Raw genomic sequence first — 15,609 nt, 5'->3', positions numbered from 1 at the left:
CCGCCTGGGATGGGCAGGTGGAAAAGGCCTGTGGCCGTTTTCCACCCTACGGCTATCAGTAGCGGTAGCTGTCCGGCTTGAACGGGCCTTCGACCGTTACGCCGATGTACTCGGCCTGCTTGGCGGTCAGCTGGGTGACCACGCCACCGAAGCCCTTGACCATTTCCAGCGCCACTTCTTCGTCGAGCTTCTTCGGCAGCACCATGACGGTGACGTTCTTGCTCTTCTCGGCCACCGGCAGGTTGGCGAACTTCTCGTTGTAGAGGTGGATCTGCGCCAGCACCTGGTTGGCGAAGGAACCGTCCATGATCCGGCTCGGGTGGCCGGTGGCGTTGCCCAGGTTCACCAGGCGGCCCTCGGCCAGCAGGATCAGGTAGTCGTCGTTGGCCGGGTCGACGGTCTTGCCGGTGCGGTGGATCTTGTGCACCTGCGGCTTGACCTCTTCCCAGCCCCAGTTGGCGCGCATGAAGGCGGTGTCGATCTCGTTGTCGAAGTGGCCGATGTTGCACACCACGGCGCGCTTCTTCAGCGCCTTGAGCATATTGGCGTCGCAGACGTTGACGTTGCCGGTGGTGGTGACGATCAGGTCGATCCGGCCCAGCAGGGCGCTGTCGACGCAGGTCTCGGAGCCGTCGTTGATGCCGTTCTGGTACGGGGAGACGACTTCGAAGCCGTCCATGCAGGCCTGCATGGCGCAGATCGGATCGACTTCCGAGATCTTGACGATCATGCCTTCCTGGCGCAGCGACTGCGCCGAGCCCTTGCCCACGTCGCCGTAGCCGATGACCAGCGCCTGCTTGCCCGACAGCAGGTGGTCGGTGCCGCGCTTGATGGCGTCGTTGAGACTGTGGCGGCAACCGTACTTGTTGTCGTTCTTGCTCTTGGTGACCGAGTCGTTGACGTTGATCGCCGGCACTTTCAGGGTGCCGCCCTTGAGCATGTCGAGCAGGCGGTGCACGCCGGTGGTGGTTTCCTCGGTGATGCCGTGCACGCGCTCGAGCACCTGCGGGTACTTGTCGTGGAGAACCTGGGTCAGGTCGCCACCGTCGTCCAGCACCATGTTGGCGTCCCATGGCTGGCCGTCCTTGAGGATGGTCTGCTCGATGCACCACTCGTACTCTTGCTCGGTCTCGCCCTTCCAGGCGAACACCGGGATGCCGGCGGCGGCGATGGCGGCGGCGGCCTGGTCCTGGGTGGAGAAGATGTTGCAGCTCGACCAGCGCACCTCTGCCCCCAGCGCGACGAGGGTCTCGATCAGCACCGCGGTCTGGATGGTCATGTGGATGCAGCCGAGGATTTTCGCGCCCGCGAGCGGCTGCTCGGCGGCGTACTTGCGGCGCAGGCCCATCAGCGCCGGCATTTCCGATTCGGCGATGATGATCTCGCGGCGGCCCCAGGCGGCCAGGGAAATGTCGGCGACCTTGAAGTCGGTGAAACCGGCAGGCGTCATGACAGCACTCATCGAAGAGTTCTCCATTCGTAGTATGCGAATGGGCGCCGTTGATGCGTTCGAGGAAACGCCCCATCCGAGCCTGACAGGCGAGAACCGGATTCGACCTTCGCCAGGTTCGAAACGGTTCTCCATCTGCTGCAGCGCCCCTCGGACGGGTGGCGGGCACGGCCGAAGCGGAGTCGACCGGGAAAAGCCCGGCGATTATAGCCGCGCCGGCGGGCAATCCCAAGCCCGGCGCCGGCGAACTCGGCCGTGTGCTCGGGGGTCGTAATTTCAGGTTCGGTGCAAAGGCGCCGGGCGAGATCCAGGAGAACGCCATGAACCTTTTGCTGCGCATTGCGCCCCTGTTCCTGCTCGGCGCCTTCAGCCTGCCGGCCGCTGCCCAGTCCTGCTATGTCCGCAGCGAAGCCTCCGGTGCGGTGCCGTCGCCGGTGGTGACCGAGCACTGTTTCGAGTTCCACAACCTGGATAAGGACGACGCCATGGACTGGCTCTGCCAGGACGACGGGGCGGTCGAAAGCTCGCGACGGGAAATCCGTGCCAGCTGCCCTGCGGGGTACTTCGGCATCTGCACCGCGCCGATGACCCCGGAGACCCTGGCCAACGAGCGCGCCGCCGGCTCCCAGGCGGCCAATGGCACCTGGCCGACCACCGTCGATGACGATGCGCGGATCGTGACCTATCACTACCAGGCCACGAACCGGGCGCAGGCGCGGGCCGAATGCGAAAGCGCGGGCGGCACCTGGTCGCGCTAGGCGCGAACGGCGGTGTCCGCGCAGCCGATGCCCGAGCGATTTGTTCAACCGCGCCGGGGCGGGGATAATCCCGCGCTTTGCATCGATGAGTGGTTGAACCATGAAGCTGAGACTGCTGAGCCTGTCCCTGATCGCCGCCCTGGCCCTGAGCGCTTGCGATCGGGTCGACCCCAACTCACCGCTCGGCAAGCGCAAGGCGATCTACCAGCAGATGCTCGACACCAAGGAGGACCTTGGCGGGATGCTGCGCGGTCGCCTGGCCTTCGATGCGGAGGGGTTCGCTGCCGGCGCGGCCAGGCTCGACGAACTCTCGCGCCAGCCCTGGCAGCACTATCCCGAGGCCAAGGAGAAGCAGAGCGACGCGCGCGACGACGTCTGGCAGCGCCAGGAACGCTTCAACGAGATGGCGCGTGAACTGGAAGGCACCACTGCCGCGCTGGTCGAGGTGACCCGCGCCTCGACGCCGACGCCCGAGGGTGTGGCGCCGGCCTTGCAGCGGGTCGAGGATGCCTGCGAAGCCTGCCACAAGGAATTTCGCGCCTACTGACCGGCATTCACTGCCGCAGGGCGCCGAGCTTGTGCCGGGCCTTGGCCAGCTGGTTCCTGCGCAGTTCGATCAACTGCGCATCGCCGGTACCCAGCGCCTCCCGCAGGAGCGTCTCGCGGCGCTCCACCCGGCGGACGGCCTGTTCGTACTCGACCTGGTGAGGGTGCAGCGCGACCAGCCCCTGGCACCGTTCGGTCAGGCCCTGCAGTTCGCCGTTCAGGTGGGCCTGGCGCAGCTTGTCGCCCCGCAGGCGCGCCTGCTGTAGCTGCTCGCGCAGTGACTGGCGCTGTTCGTTGCAATAGGCGTCGGGTTGCGCCGCCGCCGGCAGCGGACTGGTGGCAGCGCAGGCGAGTAGCAGGGCAAGCGGCAGATGCCTGGCAGTCATGCCTTGCCTCCGTAGTTGTTATTCAGCTTCTATCGACCGCGGCGCCGGGCGAAAGTCCCTCAGAAGCCGGATATCCCGGCGCCATGCAGGCGCTCGCGCAGGGGCTGTAGCTCGTCGGCGCTGAAGAAGGCCTGCAACTGGCGGGCCCGACCCGGCCCGATGCCGGGCTCGGCCTGCCATTGGGCGGTGCTGCGCGCGGCCAGGGTGTTCCAGTCGGTCGTGGCGGCGAGCGATACCTTGGCCGGCAGGCCGAGCGCCCGCAGCCATTGCGGCAAAGACCTGCTGCGTGCCTGGGCGAAGCTGGCGGCCAACGCTTGCGCCCGCGCCGCGCCGATGCCGGGCAGCTGGCGCAGTGCCGCGGCGTCCAGTTCCAGCCAGGCGAGCAGGTCCGGCAGCAGGCCCGCCTCCAGCAACGCCTGCCAACTGCCGATGCCGACGCCGGGAAGGTCGAGGCCCTGCTTGCCGCTCAGCCAGGCCAGGCGGGCGAGGAACTGCTGGCGACAGCCCGGCGTCGGTCGCCAGCAACTGTGGGCGTGATGCAGCGCCGGATCGGGCGCCACCACCACAGCGCGTTCGTGGGTGCGCCAGACCACGGCATCCAGCTGCGGGATGGCCTGGCCGGCGAGCACGATGGAAATCTGGTCGCCCGGGCGCAGGTCCAGCGCCTGCCAGCGTTGCAGCGATCCCAGGCTGAGCCTGCCGATGCGCCGATCGTCCAGTTGCACCGGTTCGAGCTGCAGCAGCGGCGTGATCCGGCCGCTGCGGCCGATGCGAAACTCCACGGCGCGTACCTGCGCCAGCGCCCTGCGCAGCGGGTACTTCCAGGCTGCCGCCCAGTGCGGTTCGGCCTGCCAGCGTTCGGCCGGCGGCCGCTGCCCCTGGCGCAGCACCACGCCGTCGCTGGCGAAGGGCAGCGGCTGGCGATACCAGTGCTGGCGCAGGCGGCTGGCCTGGGCGGCGTCCTGCAGGCGCCGGGTGAAGCGTTGGCTGTCGCCGAAGCCCAGCGCCGCCAGGCGTTCGAGCCGCGTGGGCATGGCCTGCGGACCATTGGGCCAATCCCAGACGAACAGGCCGATCCGCGCGGCGCTGGCGGTTTCGAGCTGGCGGCTCGCCATGGCCCCGGCGACCCGACTGCGTGCGCCCCCGCTACCGGCCACGGCTTGCACATGCCGCTCCAGCCGCCAGTAGAGTTCGCCCTGCAGAATCACCTCGCCCGGCTCCGCCAACTGCTGCGGGATCATCGGCAACTGCCGGGCCCTGGCGGTCCAGTCCTGGCCGCTGCGACCGTCGCCGCGGCTGATGGCCTGCTGCAGGTGGCCGTCGCGATAGACCAGGGTGACGGCTACGCCGTCGACCTTGGGCTGGATCCACAGGTCCGAGCGCTGCGCGATCCATGTGCGAACGGCGTCTTCGTCGGCGAGTTTGGCCAGCCCGGTCTGCCGCACCGGATGCACCAGCGGCCCGCCGGCACTGGTCAGCGGGTCGGTCTGCCGATAGCCGTCCGTGGAAAAGCAGCGCTGCCAGCCGTGCAGGCGGGCGCGGCTCTGGTCGTAGAGTTCGTCGTCCACCAGTGACAGGCCGCGTCGGTGATAGGCCTCGTCCCAGCGGACGAGTTGCTGCTGGAGATGGAGGATTTCCCGTTGTGCCCGCGCGGGAGTCCAGTCCGGGCAGGCGGCGAGGAAAGGCGAGACGAGGCACAGCGATAACGCGATCAGGCGTTGCATGGTGAGCTTCCTTGCTCCGATAGCGGGATACGCCTGCCGTGACGGCAGGCCGAGGCGCCATTGTCGCCGGCTTGCCGCTGGCTGGCCGTGCGTCAGCGCATATTGAACAATTCCTGGTGGAAATCCTTCGGCGGCAGGCCGTGGCGCTGCAGATCCTGGCGCAGATCGTGGCCGAAGCCGGCCGGGCCGCAGAACCACAGGTCGCAGTCCTGCCAGTGCGGCGCCAACTGGCGCAGGCGCTCGGGGGACAGCCGGCCGTTCTCGCTGGCCACCAGCACGTGCAGGCGCACGCGGGCGCGCTCGGCCAACTGTTCGATGCGCTCGATGAAGCCACGGTCCGGCGCGCTGGTGCAGTAGAACAGATCGGTGTTGCCGCCCTGGCCGCTGTCCGCCAGGACCTGCAGCCGGCCGATGAAGGGAGCGATGCCAATGCCGCCGGCCACCCAGATCTGCCCGGGCTTGTCGCCGTGGAAATCGAAGCAGCCGTAGGGCCCCTCGACCGTGACCAGATCGCCCACCTTCAGGGTGTCCGGCAGGGTACGGGTGTAGTCGCCGAGCCCCTTGATGGAGAATGCCAGCCGGCCGTCATTGCGCCAGGCCGACGAGAGGCTGAACGGGTGCGGGCCCTCCCTGGGGTCGAAGGTGACGAAGGCGAACTGCCCGGCCTCGTGGCCCGGCCAGGCGCCGTCGAGCTGGATTTCGACCCGCAGGACGCGGTTATCCTGATGGTGGGTCAGTGCCTCTATGCGGCCGACCACCTGGTGCTTGCGGCCGATGCGACGCAGCAGCGAGATGCACGCGGCCACCGAGCCGGCGGCCAGCATCAGCGCCAGCACCACGCCCAGCGGCGAGCGCCAGTACGCCGCCGGCGTCAGCACCAGCGAATGCAGCACCAGCAGCAGGTAGATCAGCGCCAGCCAGCGGTGCGTCTTGAAGAACCAGCGGTAGGGAAAGCGCTTGACCAGCGCCAGCACGATCAGGATCGCACCGGCGTAGAAGGCCCACTCGCCGAGATCCTCGGCCGGCCCATGGAGGTCGCGCAGGAGGCCGGCGATACCTCCGGCCGCTTGTTCGGCGCCGCGACGTGCCGGCCGCTCCAGCCAGCCGAAGCCGACCAGCCATTTCGGTATCTGCCCCCAGCCCCAGTGGACGGTGGCGATCACCAGGGCGCTGATGCCCAGCCATTTGTGCAACCGGTAGGTCTTGTCCAGGCCGTCGAAGAAGCGTTCGAACCGTTTCGGCCGGGCGGCCAGTACCACCGCGACGCTCATCGCACCGATGGCCAGCACACCGCTGTAATTGACCAGCGCCTTGCGCAGGGGCCAGAACGGGTAGCGCGCCATGATGAAGTCATCGACCAGCAGCCATAGCAGGGTCAGGCCGACGAACAGGGCTGCATAGGTCAGTTTGATCGATCTCATAGGGACAGGTCTCCTCGCTGGCTCGGGACGCCAGCTTTTCCGAGCATGCGCCACATGGGTGCGCGGCCGCCATGATCACGGTCAGTAGTTACCCCCTGGATGTCTGAAAGGGAACGCCCCTGGCCGGGCTTTTTATCTACAATTCGGCCCCTCAATCCCTCGAAGAGAAGCGCCCGTGCCCTCCGTCATCTCCATCGAGCAGCTCACCAAGACCTACGCGTCCGGCCATCCGGCGCTGAAGCGGATCGACCTGCAGATCCGCAAGGGCGAGATCTTCGCCCTGCTCGGCCCCAACGGCGCCGGCAAGACCACGCTGATCAGCATCATCTGCGGCATCGTCAACCCCGGCAGCGGGCAGGTGCGGGTGGATGGCCACGACATCATCCGCGACTACCGCGCCGCGCGCGCGAAGATCGGCCTGGTGCCGCAGGAACTGTACAACGAGGGCTTCGAGAGCGTCTGGGCGACGGTGCGCTTTTCCCGCGGGCTGTTCGGCAAGGCACCGGACGACGCCTATCTGGAGCGGCTGCTGCGCGACCTGTCGCTGTGGGACAAGCGCGATGCGCGCATCCTGGAGCTTTCCGGCGGCATGAAGCGCCGGGTGATGATCGCCAAGGCGCTGTCCCACGAGCCGTCCATCCTGTTCCTCGACGAGCCCACCGCCGGCGTCGACGTCGAGCTGCGCCGCGACATGTGGGAGATGGTCCGCGGCCTGCGCGCGCGCGGGGTGACCATCATCCTCACCACCCACTACATCGAGGAGGCCGAGGAGATGGCCGACCGCATCGGGGTGATCAGCAAGGGCGAGATCATTCTCGTCGAGGACAAGGCCGTGCTGATGCACAAGCTCGGCAAGAAGCAACTGACGCTGCAACTGCAGCGCCCGCTGGCGGCGATCCCGCCCGAGTTCGCCGACTATCCGCTGCAACTGGCGGACGAAGGCAACCAGCTGGTCTACACCTTCGATGCCCAGCACGAGCACACCGGCATCGCCGAGCTGCTCAAGCGCCTCGCCGAGCACGGCATCGACTTCAAGGACCTGCAGTCCAGCCAGAGCTCGCTGGAAGAGATTTTCGTCAGCTTGGTAAAAGGCAGCCGCACATGAATCTTTATGCAATCCGCGCCATCTACCTGTTCGAGCTGGCGCGTACCTGGCGCACCCTGCTGCAGAGCATCGCCACCCCGGTGATCTCCACTTCGCTGTACTTCGTGGTGTTCGGCTCGGCCATCGGCGCGCGGATGGAGGCGATGCACGGCATCCCCTACGGCGCCTTCATCATTCCCGGGCTGATCATGATGGCGCTGCTCACCGAGAGCATCTCCAACGCCTCGTTCGGCATCTACATGCCGCGCTATTCCGGAACCATCTACGAGGTGCTGTCGGCGCCGGTGTCGTACATCGAGATCGTCATCGGCTATGTCGGCGCGGCGGCGACCAAGTCGATGATCCTCGGTGTGATCATCCTGCTCACCGCGCGGTTGTTCGTCGATTACCAGATCCAGCATCCGCTGACGATGGCGCTGTTCCTGGTGCTCACCGCGGTGACCTTCTGCCTGTTCGGTTTCATCATCGGTATCTGGGCCGACGGCTGGGAGAAGCTGCAGATCGTGCCGGCGCTGATCGTCACGCCGCTGGCGTTCCTCGGCGGCAGCTTCTACTCGATCGAGATGCTGCCGCCGCTGTGGCAGAAGATCACCCTGTTCAACCCGGTGGTGTACCTGATCAGCGGCTTCCGCTGGAGCTTCTACGGCGTCTCGGACATCGACGTCGGCGTCAGCCTGGCGATGATCCTCGGCTTTCTCGCCGCCTGCCTGCTGGCGGTATGGTGGATCTTCCGGACCGGCTACCGGCTGAAGAGCTGATACGAGCCGATCTCATTCCCACCCGCATCGCAGGTAGTATGGCGGTGCATCATTCATTTCGAGGCAAGCATGAAATTCGTTCCTTCTCTCGCCGTTCTGGCCGTTCTCAGCCTGGCGGCCGGTTCCGCCGCCGCCTTCAACCTCGGCGAGGCCGCCCGGGCGGTGTCGGGCATCACCGACAACGGCACCACGCAGAGCACGTCGCAGACCCAGGCACTCGGCCTGATCGGCCAACTCGACGAACTGGGTGTCACGCCCACGCAGGCACTGGGCGGCAGCGGTGCGCTGCTGCAATTGGCCAAGCAGCAGCTGAGCAGCACCGACTACGCCCAGCTCGCCAAGTCCGTTCCCGGTATCGACAAGCTCACCGGCGACAGCGGGCTGGAGCAGCTTGGCCAACTGGGTGCACTGACCGGATTGCTGGGCCAGTCGGATACCCGCGTCGATGCACAGACCGCCGCCGCGGTGGACGATGTGCAGAGCCTGGCCGACGTCAACCAGGCGTTTTCCGCGCTGGGCATGGATGCCGGCATGGTCGGCCAGTTCGCGCCGATCCTGCTGCAGTACCTGGGCAACCAGGGAGTGGACGGTTCGCTGCTGCAGAGCCTGGGCGGCATCTGGGGCGTCGGCGGCGCCTGATTCGCACCCGCCAGGATAAAGGAGCCCCGTCCGGCATTGCCGTCGGGGCTTTTTCATTCCGTCGTGCGCGTGCTACCAGGAGCCATAAGGGATGCCGTGCTTTTCGATATAGGCTCTGGAGGTTTCCGAGAGGGGACGGTGGCCTCCGTGGGAGGTTCCTTCATAGGGTCCCTTGGGCTCGATTTCCGCCTGTGCGCGCAGGACTTCGATGGGCCCGCCGCAGGTGCTCATGACCCAGCCCCTGACCACGCCGCCAGGGGCGAGGCCCAGCGCCAGGGCATGGCGGTATTCGCTGGTGCGGCAGGGCGGATCGAGGCGCTCGCTCATCAACTGCCGCGCGCGTTCGGGGATATCGACAATGACCCGGTAGGTCTGGGGCTCGGCCAGGGATTGCCAGCGGACGTAAATGCGTTTGGGCAGGTCGGCGCCGTTGACGTGGCGGCCTGCGCCCCAGCCTAGGCCTCTGCGCCAGCCAGCGGCGTTCCCGCTGCCATCGGACGGTCTGGCGATCGATACCGTGCCCCCGCCCATCCGATAGAAGAGGTTGCCATGTATATCCTCCACATCGGCGGTTTCCACCCAGACTTCCATATAGTCCGGGGCCAGGAAACCCAGGCGCCAGTATTTGTAGGGCAGGCTGCCGGGGTTCCTCTCGGCGCCGGCGCAGCCGCCGAGCAGCAGAAGGAACAGGACAAACAGCGGTGCTCTCATCGCTTTTTCTCCCGGGGCCTGTCGGCATGGCGTATCCGTCCGCGCTCGGCCGGGGCATTGACGAAGACCACATCGAGCACACTGCCGCCACGTCCGGCGGCGGCATTCCAGTTGGCCGACAGATGGACGTAGCGCTGGCGCAGCAGGCGTTCCTCTTCCATATCCAGCGCGCCGCTGCCGCTTCTGGCCCAGGCCAGCAGCTTGTCGCTGATAGGTACAAGCTCTGCGGGTAGAGAGAGTTTACTGTCTTGCTCGTCGATGAAATCGAGCGGGACGCCTGCCTCCACCGCCAGCGCATGCATGACCCGCATATACACCCGCGAAAGATGTCCATAAACCCGGCGCTCCAGATAGGGCGCCGCCAGCACGTATTTCATCTGGTCACTACGCCCGCCGCTGAAGGGTGTGAAGTGTTCCCAGACGTCCGTTTCCAGCCGCGCGGTACGGTCCTGCGGGTCGAGCAGGTCGGCCTGGCGGGCATATTCGGTATCGCGTTGCGCCTGCTGGTAGGCCAGGGTGCTGAATGGGCTGGTCGCCCGGCTGACCCAGTTGCTGCGCGGGCGTATCGGGTAGAGCCGCTCGCTGTCCAGCGGCGGATAGCCGCCGCCCAGGTCCGAATGGGCGCCGGGCAGGACGATTTCCCGGTGCGGCGGGGAGACCTGATTGAGGGCGAAATTGCGCCGGTATTCGTCGCGGGCGACCAGATGCACCACCTGGCGGGCCGCATCGGGCGCCAGATAAAGGTCGATACCGCCGTTGACGTTATCGCTGGGATCGCCCCAGTCGTCCCAGCCGCCGAGGGCGGCCACGGTATCGAACAGGCCGATGAAGTTGATGACGACGTCGTCCCGCCAGTCGAAGCCGGATACCAGGCCGAGCTTGCCCGCGCGGCGCAATGTGCCCAATGGTCCCCGCTCGCGCAGGAGGATCTGATTGGCGAAATGCCGGGCCGCCGCCGCGCCGCGGCTGAAACCGAAGATATCCAGTTCCAGCTTGGCCGGAGTGGAGCCGGGGTTTTCCTCTTCGAAACTGTCCAGGGCTTGTGCGAGAAGCGTCAGGCCTTCGTCGACCTTGGCCAGCACCCCCGTCGCGCCGCGACCGAAGGCCTGGCCGGGAAAGCGGGTGTCCGGCTTGCCGGTGGTCGTACCGACACCCGTGACATAGACGCGGAAAATGCTGGGATTTCCTGCTTCCTTGGGTACCGGTTCGTCGCGGTACAACTCATACAACCGCCAGATATTGCTCACATCGTTGGCATAGCTGCTGTCCGGGTCGAGATGATGCGCTTCGCAGCGCTGGACCATGGCCAGGGCCTCCTGCTCGCCGAGGCCGAGCGCGGGTGCGCGGCACTGGGCGCCGATGGCGCTGTTGGCGGCATTGTTGCCGGTGCCGTCGAAGAACACGCCGATGCGCAGGGTGACGGCCTGGCGGCTGCCCAGCTCTTCCTCCTCGTCTTCCTCTTCCAGCCCGTACGGCGCGGGATCGCCGGGCTCCTGCTGCCAGGCGCGGGCATTGGGCGACGCTGGTCGTTGCGGCAGTTCCGGCGCGGCGGGCGCCCGTGCCACAGGCGCGCCGTCGAGGTTCAGCGGCTCGGGCGGCACGAAGGGCGCCGGGGTGTGCGAGGTGCCGATGATGACGGTGCCCGAGCCGCCGATGACCAGATTGCCATGGTCGCCGAGGCTGCCCTGGACGACGGCGGGTCTGCCATTGATCAGCACGTTGGGGATGATATTGCCCGTCAGGACGCTGCCGCATGCGGTGGTATCGCCGGCACGGGCGGCGGGCAGGCCGTCGAAGAAGACGTCGGGCGAGCCGCTGACGATGGGGTTGTCGCCATGCCCCTTCTTCGGGCAGGAAGTGGCGTCGCCGAGGCGGGCGGCGGGTTTGCCGGTCATGACCAATCTCCTTATCGGTATGCGAGCCGGCACCTTGCCGCACGGGCAATGGCGAACGCAAACGCCGCTCGGTTTTTTATGGACTGGTTCGCGGGTTGCAAGCTGGTTGCGCCAGAACTTGCGCAGTAGCGGAATGCAAAAAGCCCCGTACGACCTTCGCCGGCGGGGCTTTTCTTGCAGCTTGAGGCTTGCAAAAGCAGTGATGAGCTTCAAGCCACAAGCTGCAAAAAGCATGGCCAGCAGCCACACTGGTTCTTCGCTTGCAGCTGTAGGTGGGGTCACGCTTCACCGACCCGACGAGCGTAGGGTGGATGTAAAAGGCGACATCCACCCTACGCTCGCTTGTAGCTTGCAGCTGCTTTACAGTCCCGCTGCCGCGCGCAGGGCGTCGGCCTTGTCGGTGCGTTCCCAGGTGAAGGCGGTGAAGGTGTCGGCACCCACCGTCATCTCGCAGGGGTTGCGGCCGAAGTGGCCGTAGGCCGCGGTGGCGCGGTACATCGGGTGCAGCAGGTCGAGCATGCGGGTGATCGCGTAGGGGCGCAGGTCGAAATGCTCGCGCACCAGGGCGATGATCTTGTCGTCGCCGATCCTGCCGGTGCCGAAGGTGTTCAGCGAGATGGAGGTCGGCTGGGCCACGCCGATGGCGTAGGACACCTGGATCTCGCAACGGTCGGCCAGGCCGGCGGCGACGATGTTCTTGGCCACGTAGCGGCCGGCGTAGGCGGCGCTGCGGTCGACCTTGGACGGGTCCTTGCCGGAGAAGGCGCCGCCGCCGTGGCGGGCCATGCCGCCGTAGGTGTCGACGATGATCTTGCGTCCGGTCAGGCCGCAGTCGCCCACCGGGCCGCCGATGACGAACTGGCCGGTCGGGTTGATGTGGTACTGGGTGTCCTTGTGCAGCAGCTCGGCCGGCAGGCAGTGCTTGATGACCAGCTCCATCACCGCTTCGCGCAGGTCGCTCTGCTTGACGTCCGGGTTGTGCTGGGTGGACAGCACCACGGCGTCGATGCCGGCGACCTGGCCGTTCTCGTAGCGGCAGGTGACCTGGCTCTTGGCGTCCGGGCGCAGCCACGGCAACAGACCGTTCTTGCGCGCTTCGGCCTGGCGCTCGACCAGCGCGTGGGAGAAGCGGATCGGTGCCGGCATCAGCACGTCGGTCTCGTTGCTGGCGTAGCCGAACATCAGGCCCTGGTCACCGGCGCCCTGGTCTTCCGGACGCGAACGGTCGACGCCCTGGGCGATGTCCACCGACTGCTTGCCGATGATGTTGATGATGCCGCAGGTGGCGCCGTCGAAGCCGACGTCCGAGCTGTTGTAGCCGATGTCGACGATGACGTCGCGCACCAGTTGCTCCAGATCGACCCAGGCGGAGGTGGTGACTTCGCCGGCGACGATCGCCACACCGGTCTTGACCAGAGTCTCGCAGGCCACGCGGGCATGCTTGTCCTCGGCGATGATGGCGTCGAGCACCGCATCGGAGATCTGGTCGGCGATCTTGTCCGGATGCCCTTCGGACACGGACTCGGAGGTGAAAATCGAGTATTCGCTCATCTATCGGTTCCTAATTACCGGTGGGTGAGTCGGTCGTCAGGGGCGGGCCGGAAAAAGTGCCGGGCCTGGATCTGAAAACCGTTCTTCAAGCCAATGTAGAGACTCTCGCCGGGCGTGAGCCCCGCGGCATCGGCCCAACGGGCCAGATCGTCCTGTTCGAAGCCCAGCCAGAGATCGCCGCAGGCCTCCCTGGCCCAACTCTGGTTGTGGCTGCACAGCTCGGTGACCAGCAGGCTGCCGCCCACCTTCACCAGCCGTGCCAGTTGTTTCATCGCCTCGCCCGGTGCCGCCAGGTGATGCAGGACCATGTTCAGCACCACGCAATCGGCTGCCGGGCAGTCGTCGTGCAGGGCGTCGGCGAGCTTCAGCTCGACGTTGTCCAGGCCCGCCTGCTCGCAGCGCATGCGCGCCAGCTCGAGCATGGCCGGGCTGTTGTCCAGCGCCACCACGCGGGCGAAGCGCCGCGCCAGCTCCGGCAGGAAGCTACCATCGCCGGGACCGACCTCCAGTGCCGTGGCGCTAGCGTCGAGATTCAGCGTATCGAGCAGGGCCAGTACGCTGTCGCGGTACTGCGGCAGGCCGGCGATCAAATCCTGGCGGGCCTGGAAGCTGCCGGCCATGCGCGCGAAGAAATCCTCGCTGGCGGCGCTGCGCTGGGCGTGCACCGCGGCGATGCGCGCCTCGATCTCGCTCGGCAGCTGCAGCCGGTCGGCCTCCTCGAGCAATGCCGCGTGCAGCTTGCCGCCCAGGCTGTCGGGTTGCGGCAGGCTGCGCCGGTAGAACACCGCGTTGCCTTCGCGGCGGGTGGCGAGCAGGCCGACCTGGGTCAGCACCTTGAGGTGGTGGCTCATGCCCGACTGCCCGGTGGCGAAGATCTGCGCCAGTTCCAGCACGCCGAAGGAGTCGCTGGCCAGCGCCCGCAGCACCTTCAGGCGCAGCGCGTCGCCGCCGGCCTTGCACAGCGCGGCGAGCTGGTCGCTGACATCGAAACGGATCTGGGGAATGCGCAGGCTCATATGGCGCGCAGTCTAGTCGGTCACTTTTCGTACAGCAAGATCAATATCAAAAACTTTTGATATTGCCTCGGCGGCCCGCGTTCACGGCAGCAGGCGCGACAGGCCGAGGGCGCAGGACACCAGGCCGAGGCCCAGCAAAAAGAAGTTGGGCAGGATGTCCAGCAGCCGCTGGAGCCGGCCGGCGCCGCTGAGGCGGCGCGACAGCAGGCTGTAGGCCAGCAGGATGCTCAGGTCGATGGCCGCCCAGATGGCGATCAGCGCCGTCGCCTGCGGCGCGAACGGCTGCGCGGGCAGGATGAAGCCGGGCAGGAAGGCGAGGAAGAACAGGATGTCCTTGGGGTTCGACAGGCCCACGGCCATGGCCCGCCAGAAATAGTGCGATTCGCGCCGGCGCGGTGGCGCGGCTTCGCTGGCGCCGCCGCAGAGCCCGTCGCAGCCCAGCCAGATCAGGTAGAGCCCGCCGAGCACCTGCCCGGCCTCGAGCACCACCGGCTCCAGGTCCAGCGCCAGGTAGATCATCGCCAGCGCGGCGACCATCAGCACCTGGGCGGATACCACGCCGCCGAGAATGGTCCACAGCGGCCAGCGGCGCCGGGCGTCGGCGACCACCAGCGCGACCACCGGGCCGGGGGAGGCGATCAGCAGGGCGACTGCGGCGGCGAAGGCGAGATAGGTGGCGTTCATAGCTCGGTCACCAGTTCGAAGACCCGCGTCTGCTTGCCCAGCCGCTCCGCATAGAAGCGCGGGTTGCAGATGGCGAAGGCGCGCTGCATCCAGCGGTCGCTGCCGTCGAAGCGAGCGTCGAAGCGGCTGCGGGCGTGGGCGGTACGGCGGTTGTCGATGATCAGCAGGTCGCCGCGGGCCAGCCGTATCGGCTCGGCCACCTCCCAGGCGATGCGCCGCAGTTTTTCCAGCAGGCTGCGCGCATGCTCGCTCGGCGCCAGCATGAACTGCGGGTCGAAACGGAAGAAGGGTGCGTCCGGGTCGCCGTAGAGCACGCTCTGGTGGCGGCCGATATCGATCCGCTGGTTCTTTTCCCGTGGGCCGTAGTCGGAGAGGAAGTTGTAGGGCTCGTTGAGCAGAAATGCCTGTTCTTCATAGCTCAGGCGCTCGAGGATCGGTTCGACCGAAGCGACGTAGGTGATCGCTTCGGCCGCCGGGTCCTGGCGCAGGCAGAGCAGCACCAGGTAGTCCGGCAGGATGGCGTGGAAGGCGTTCTCGGTGTGCAGGTCGAGCTCGGTGTCGAAGCTGTCCGAGGTGGCGGCACGCGATTGCGCCTGCTGGGCGAAGAAGTTGTTGACGATGCTGCCGCCGGACTCCTGGACGTAGCCGATCGGCTCGCCGAGCAACGCCGTCGCCTGCAGCAGCAGGCGCTCGCTGCTGTCGTCGTCCTTGCGTATCCGCTCGCGGCACGGCGGGGTGGGTGGAATATCGCCGATGGGCAGGTCTTGCAGCAGCACAAAGCCTTGCCGGTTGCCGAACAACTTGAAGTGAAGGATCTGCGCGATCTGCTCCTGCTGCAGGCCGCCGCTGCGGATGGCGGAGGCCAGGAGATGGTCGAATGGGTCATGAAACATGGCATCCTTCCCTTGAGTTTTAGTTATCGTGGTTGTGACTGGCGTTTTCGCTGTAGGCAGCATCGGGATGCA

The 15,609-nt window shown here is 66.9% G+C and carries 15 protein-coding genes and 1 riboswitch; of the genes, 5 read left to right on the top strand and 10 right to left on the bottom strand.

Features of this window, described 5'->3' with window-relative positions; genetic code table 11:
- Positions 1-55: 55 nt before the first annotated feature.
- On the bottom strand, positions 56-1,462 hold the full coding sequence (ahcY, locus tag CXK94_RS10875) for an adenosylhomocysteinase (protein ID WP_102894364.1): 1,407 nt from the start codon (positions 1,460-1,462) through the stop codon (positions 56-58).
- A 23-nt stretch (positions 1,463-1,485) separates the two neighbouring features.
- A riboswitch (S-adenosyl-L-homocysteine riboswitch) is annotated at positions 1,486-1,608 on the bottom strand.
- Between the two features lie 162 nt (positions 1,609-1,770).
- On the opposite strand from ahcY, the gene CXK94_RS10870 reads away from it, so the two are divergent.
- Positions 1,771-2,208, top strand: coding sequence for a hypothetical protein (locus tag CXK94_RS10870; RefSeq protein WP_102894363.1), 438 nt, complete (start codon positions 1,771-1,773; stop codon positions 2,206-2,208).
- 100 nt (positions 2,209-2,308) lie between these two features.
- Complete coding sequence (locus tag CXK94_RS10865; RefSeq protein ID WP_102894362.1) at positions 2,309-2,755, top strand: c-type cytochrome; 447 nt, start codon at positions 2,309-2,311, stop codon at positions 2,753-2,755.
- Between the two features lie 7 nt (positions 2,756-2,762).
- On the opposite strand, the gene CXK94_RS10860 is transcribed toward CXK94_RS10865, so the two are convergent.
- From CXK94_RS10860 to CXK94_RS10850, 3 genes are all read right to left on the bottom strand, one after another.
- Entirely contained in the window at positions 2,763-3,140 is a 378-nt protein-coding gene (locus tag CXK94_RS10860; protein ID WP_102894361.1) for a DUF1090 domain-containing protein, read from the bottom strand.
- 59 nt (positions 3,141-3,199) lie between these two features.
- A complete protein-coding gene (ligB, locus tag CXK94_RS10855; RefSeq protein WP_102894360.1) occupies positions 3,200-4,864 on the bottom strand; it encodes an NAD-dependent DNA ligase LigB in 1,665 nt (554 codons plus the stop codon).
- A 92-nt stretch (positions 4,865-4,956) separates the two neighbouring features.
- The gene (locus CXK94_RS10850; RefSeq protein WP_102894359.1) at positions 4,957-6,285 is read right to left on the bottom strand and encodes a ferredoxin reductase family protein; all 1,329 of its coding nucleotides are present in this window, start codon (positions 6,283-6,285) and stop codon (positions 4,957-4,959) included.
- A gap of 175 nt (positions 6,286-6,460) precedes the next feature.
- Here CXK94_RS10850 and CXK94_RS10845 point away from each other — a divergent pair, with 175 nt between their 5' ends.
- The 3 genes from CXK94_RS10845 (at position 6,461) to CXK94_RS10835 (ending at position 8,787) form a co-directional block, all read left to right on the top strand.
- Positions 6,461-7,390, top strand: a complete 930-nt coding sequence (locus CXK94_RS10845) for an ABC transporter ATP-binding protein (protein WP_102894358.1) — start codon at positions 6,461-6,463, stop codon at positions 7,388-7,390.
- The gene (locus tag CXK94_RS10840; protein ID WP_102894357.1) at positions 7,387-8,148 is read left to right on the top strand and encodes an ABC transporter permease; all 762 of its coding nucleotides are present in this window, start codon (positions 7,387-7,389) and stop codon (positions 8,146-8,148) included. Before CXK94_RS10845 ends, CXK94_RS10840 begins: the two co-directional genes overlap by 4 nt.
- Positions 8,149-8,217: 69 nt before the next feature.
- Positions 8,218-8,787, top strand: a complete 570-nt coding sequence (locus tag CXK94_RS10835; protein WP_102894356.1) for a DUF2780 domain-containing protein — start codon at positions 8,218-8,220, stop codon at positions 8,785-8,787.
- 72 nt (positions 8,788-8,859) lie between these two features.
- Here the strand turns inward: CXK94_RS10835 and CXK94_RS10830 are convergent, their stop codons facing one another.
- The 6 genes from CXK94_RS10830 to CXK94_RS10805 form a co-directional block, all read right to left on the bottom strand.
- The gene (locus CXK94_RS10830; RefSeq protein WP_003282697.1) at positions 8,860-9,498 is read right to left on the bottom strand and encodes a DUF2931 family protein; all 639 of its coding nucleotides are present in this window, start codon (positions 9,496-9,498) and stop codon (positions 8,860-8,862) included.
- Positions 9,495-11,393 (bottom strand): PAAR domain-containing protein, encoded by a 1,899-nt coding sequence (locus CXK94_RS10825; RefSeq protein ID WP_102894355.1) that lies wholly within the window; start codon positions 11,391-11,393, stop codon positions 9,495-9,497. Before CXK94_RS10825 ends, CXK94_RS10830 begins: the two co-directional genes overlap by 4 nt.
- A gap of 360 nt (positions 11,394-11,753) precedes the next feature.
- Entirely contained in the window at positions 11,754-12,944 is a 1,191-nt protein-coding gene (metK, locus tag CXK94_RS10820) for a methionine adenosyltransferase (protein WP_102894354.1), read from the bottom strand.
- A 14-nt stretch (positions 12,945-12,958) separates the two neighbouring features.
- Positions 12,959-13,960 (bottom strand): ArsR/SmtB family transcription factor, encoded by a 1,002-nt coding sequence (locus tag CXK94_RS10815; RefSeq protein ID WP_102894353.1) that lies wholly within the window; start codon positions 13,958-13,960, stop codon positions 12,959-12,961.
- 81 nt (positions 13,961-14,041) lie between these two features.
- Positions 14,042-14,644 (bottom strand): LysE family translocator, encoded by a 603-nt coding sequence (locus tag CXK94_RS10810; RefSeq protein WP_102894352.1) that lies wholly within the window; start codon positions 14,642-14,644, stop codon positions 14,042-14,044.
- On the bottom strand, positions 14,641-15,537 hold the full coding sequence (locus CXK94_RS10805) for a TauD/TfdA family dioxygenase (protein ID WP_102894351.1): 897 nt from the start codon (positions 15,535-15,537) through the stop codon (positions 14,641-14,643). Before CXK94_RS10805 ends, CXK94_RS10810 begins: the two co-directional genes overlap by 4 nt.
- Between the last annotated feature and the right edge of the window lie 72 nt (positions 15,538-15,609).

The sequence above is a fragment of the Stutzerimonas stutzeri genome, from assembly GCF_002890915.1.
Classification (GTDB): Bacteria; Pseudomonadota; Gammaproteobacteria; order Pseudomonadales; family Pseudomonadaceae; genus Stutzerimonas; species Stutzerimonas stutzeri_AF.
This window is presented reverse-complemented; position numbering and strand designations above follow the sequence as displayed.

Coding starts and splice junctions, on each gene's coding strand:
- ahcY (WP_102894364.1), bottom strand. CDS start 1,462: ATGAGTGCTGTCATGACGCCTGCCGGTTTCACCGACTTCAAGGTCGCC.
- CXK94_RS10870 (WP_102894363.1), top strand. CDS start 1,771: ATGAACCTTTTGCTGCGCATTGCGCCCCTGTTCCTGCTCGGCGCCTTC.
- CXK94_RS10865 (WP_102894362.1), top strand. CDS start 2,309: ATGAAGCTGAGACTGCTGAGCCTGTCCCTGATCGCCGCCCTGGCCCTG.
- CXK94_RS10860 (WP_102894361.1), bottom strand. CDS start 3,140: ATGACTGCCAGGCATCTGCCGCTTGCCCTGCTACTCGCCTGCGCTGCC.
- ligB (WP_102894360.1), bottom strand. CDS start 4,864: ATGCAACGCCTGATCGCGTTATCGCTGTGCCTCGTCTCGCCTTTCCTC.
- CXK94_RS10850 (WP_102894359.1), bottom strand. CDS start 6,285: ATGAGATCGATCAAACTGACCTATGCAGCCCTGTTCGTCGGCCTGACC.
- CXK94_RS10840 (WP_102894357.1), top strand. CDS start 7,387: ATGAATCTTTATGCAATCCGCGCCATCTACCTGTTCGAGCTGGCGCGT.
- CXK94_RS10835 (WP_102894356.1), top strand. CDS start 8,218: ATGAAATTCGTTCCTTCTCTCGCCGTTCTGGCCGTTCTCAGCCTGGCG.
- CXK94_RS10830 (WP_003282697.1), bottom strand. CDS start 9,498: ATGAGAGCACCGCTGTTTGTCCTGTTCCTTCTGCTGCTCGGCGGCTGC.
- CXK94_RS10825 (WP_102894355.1), bottom strand. CDS start 11,393: ATGACCGGCAAACCCGCCGCCCGCCTCGGCGACGCCACTTCCTGCCCG.
- metK (WP_102894354.1), bottom strand. CDS start 12,944: ATGAGCGAATACTCGATTTTCACCTCCGAGTCCGTGTCCGAAGGGCAT.
- CXK94_RS10815 (WP_102894353.1), bottom strand. CDS start 13,960: ATGAGCCTGCGCATTCCCCAGATCCGTTTCGATGTCAGCGACCAGCTC.
- CXK94_RS10810 (WP_102894352.1), bottom strand. CDS start 14,644: ATGAACGCCACCTATCTCGCCTTCGCCGCCGCAGTCGCCCTGCTGATC.
- CXK94_RS10805 (WP_102894351.1), bottom strand. CDS start 15,537: ATGTTTCATGACCCATTCGACCATCTCCTGGCCTCCGCCATCCGCAGC.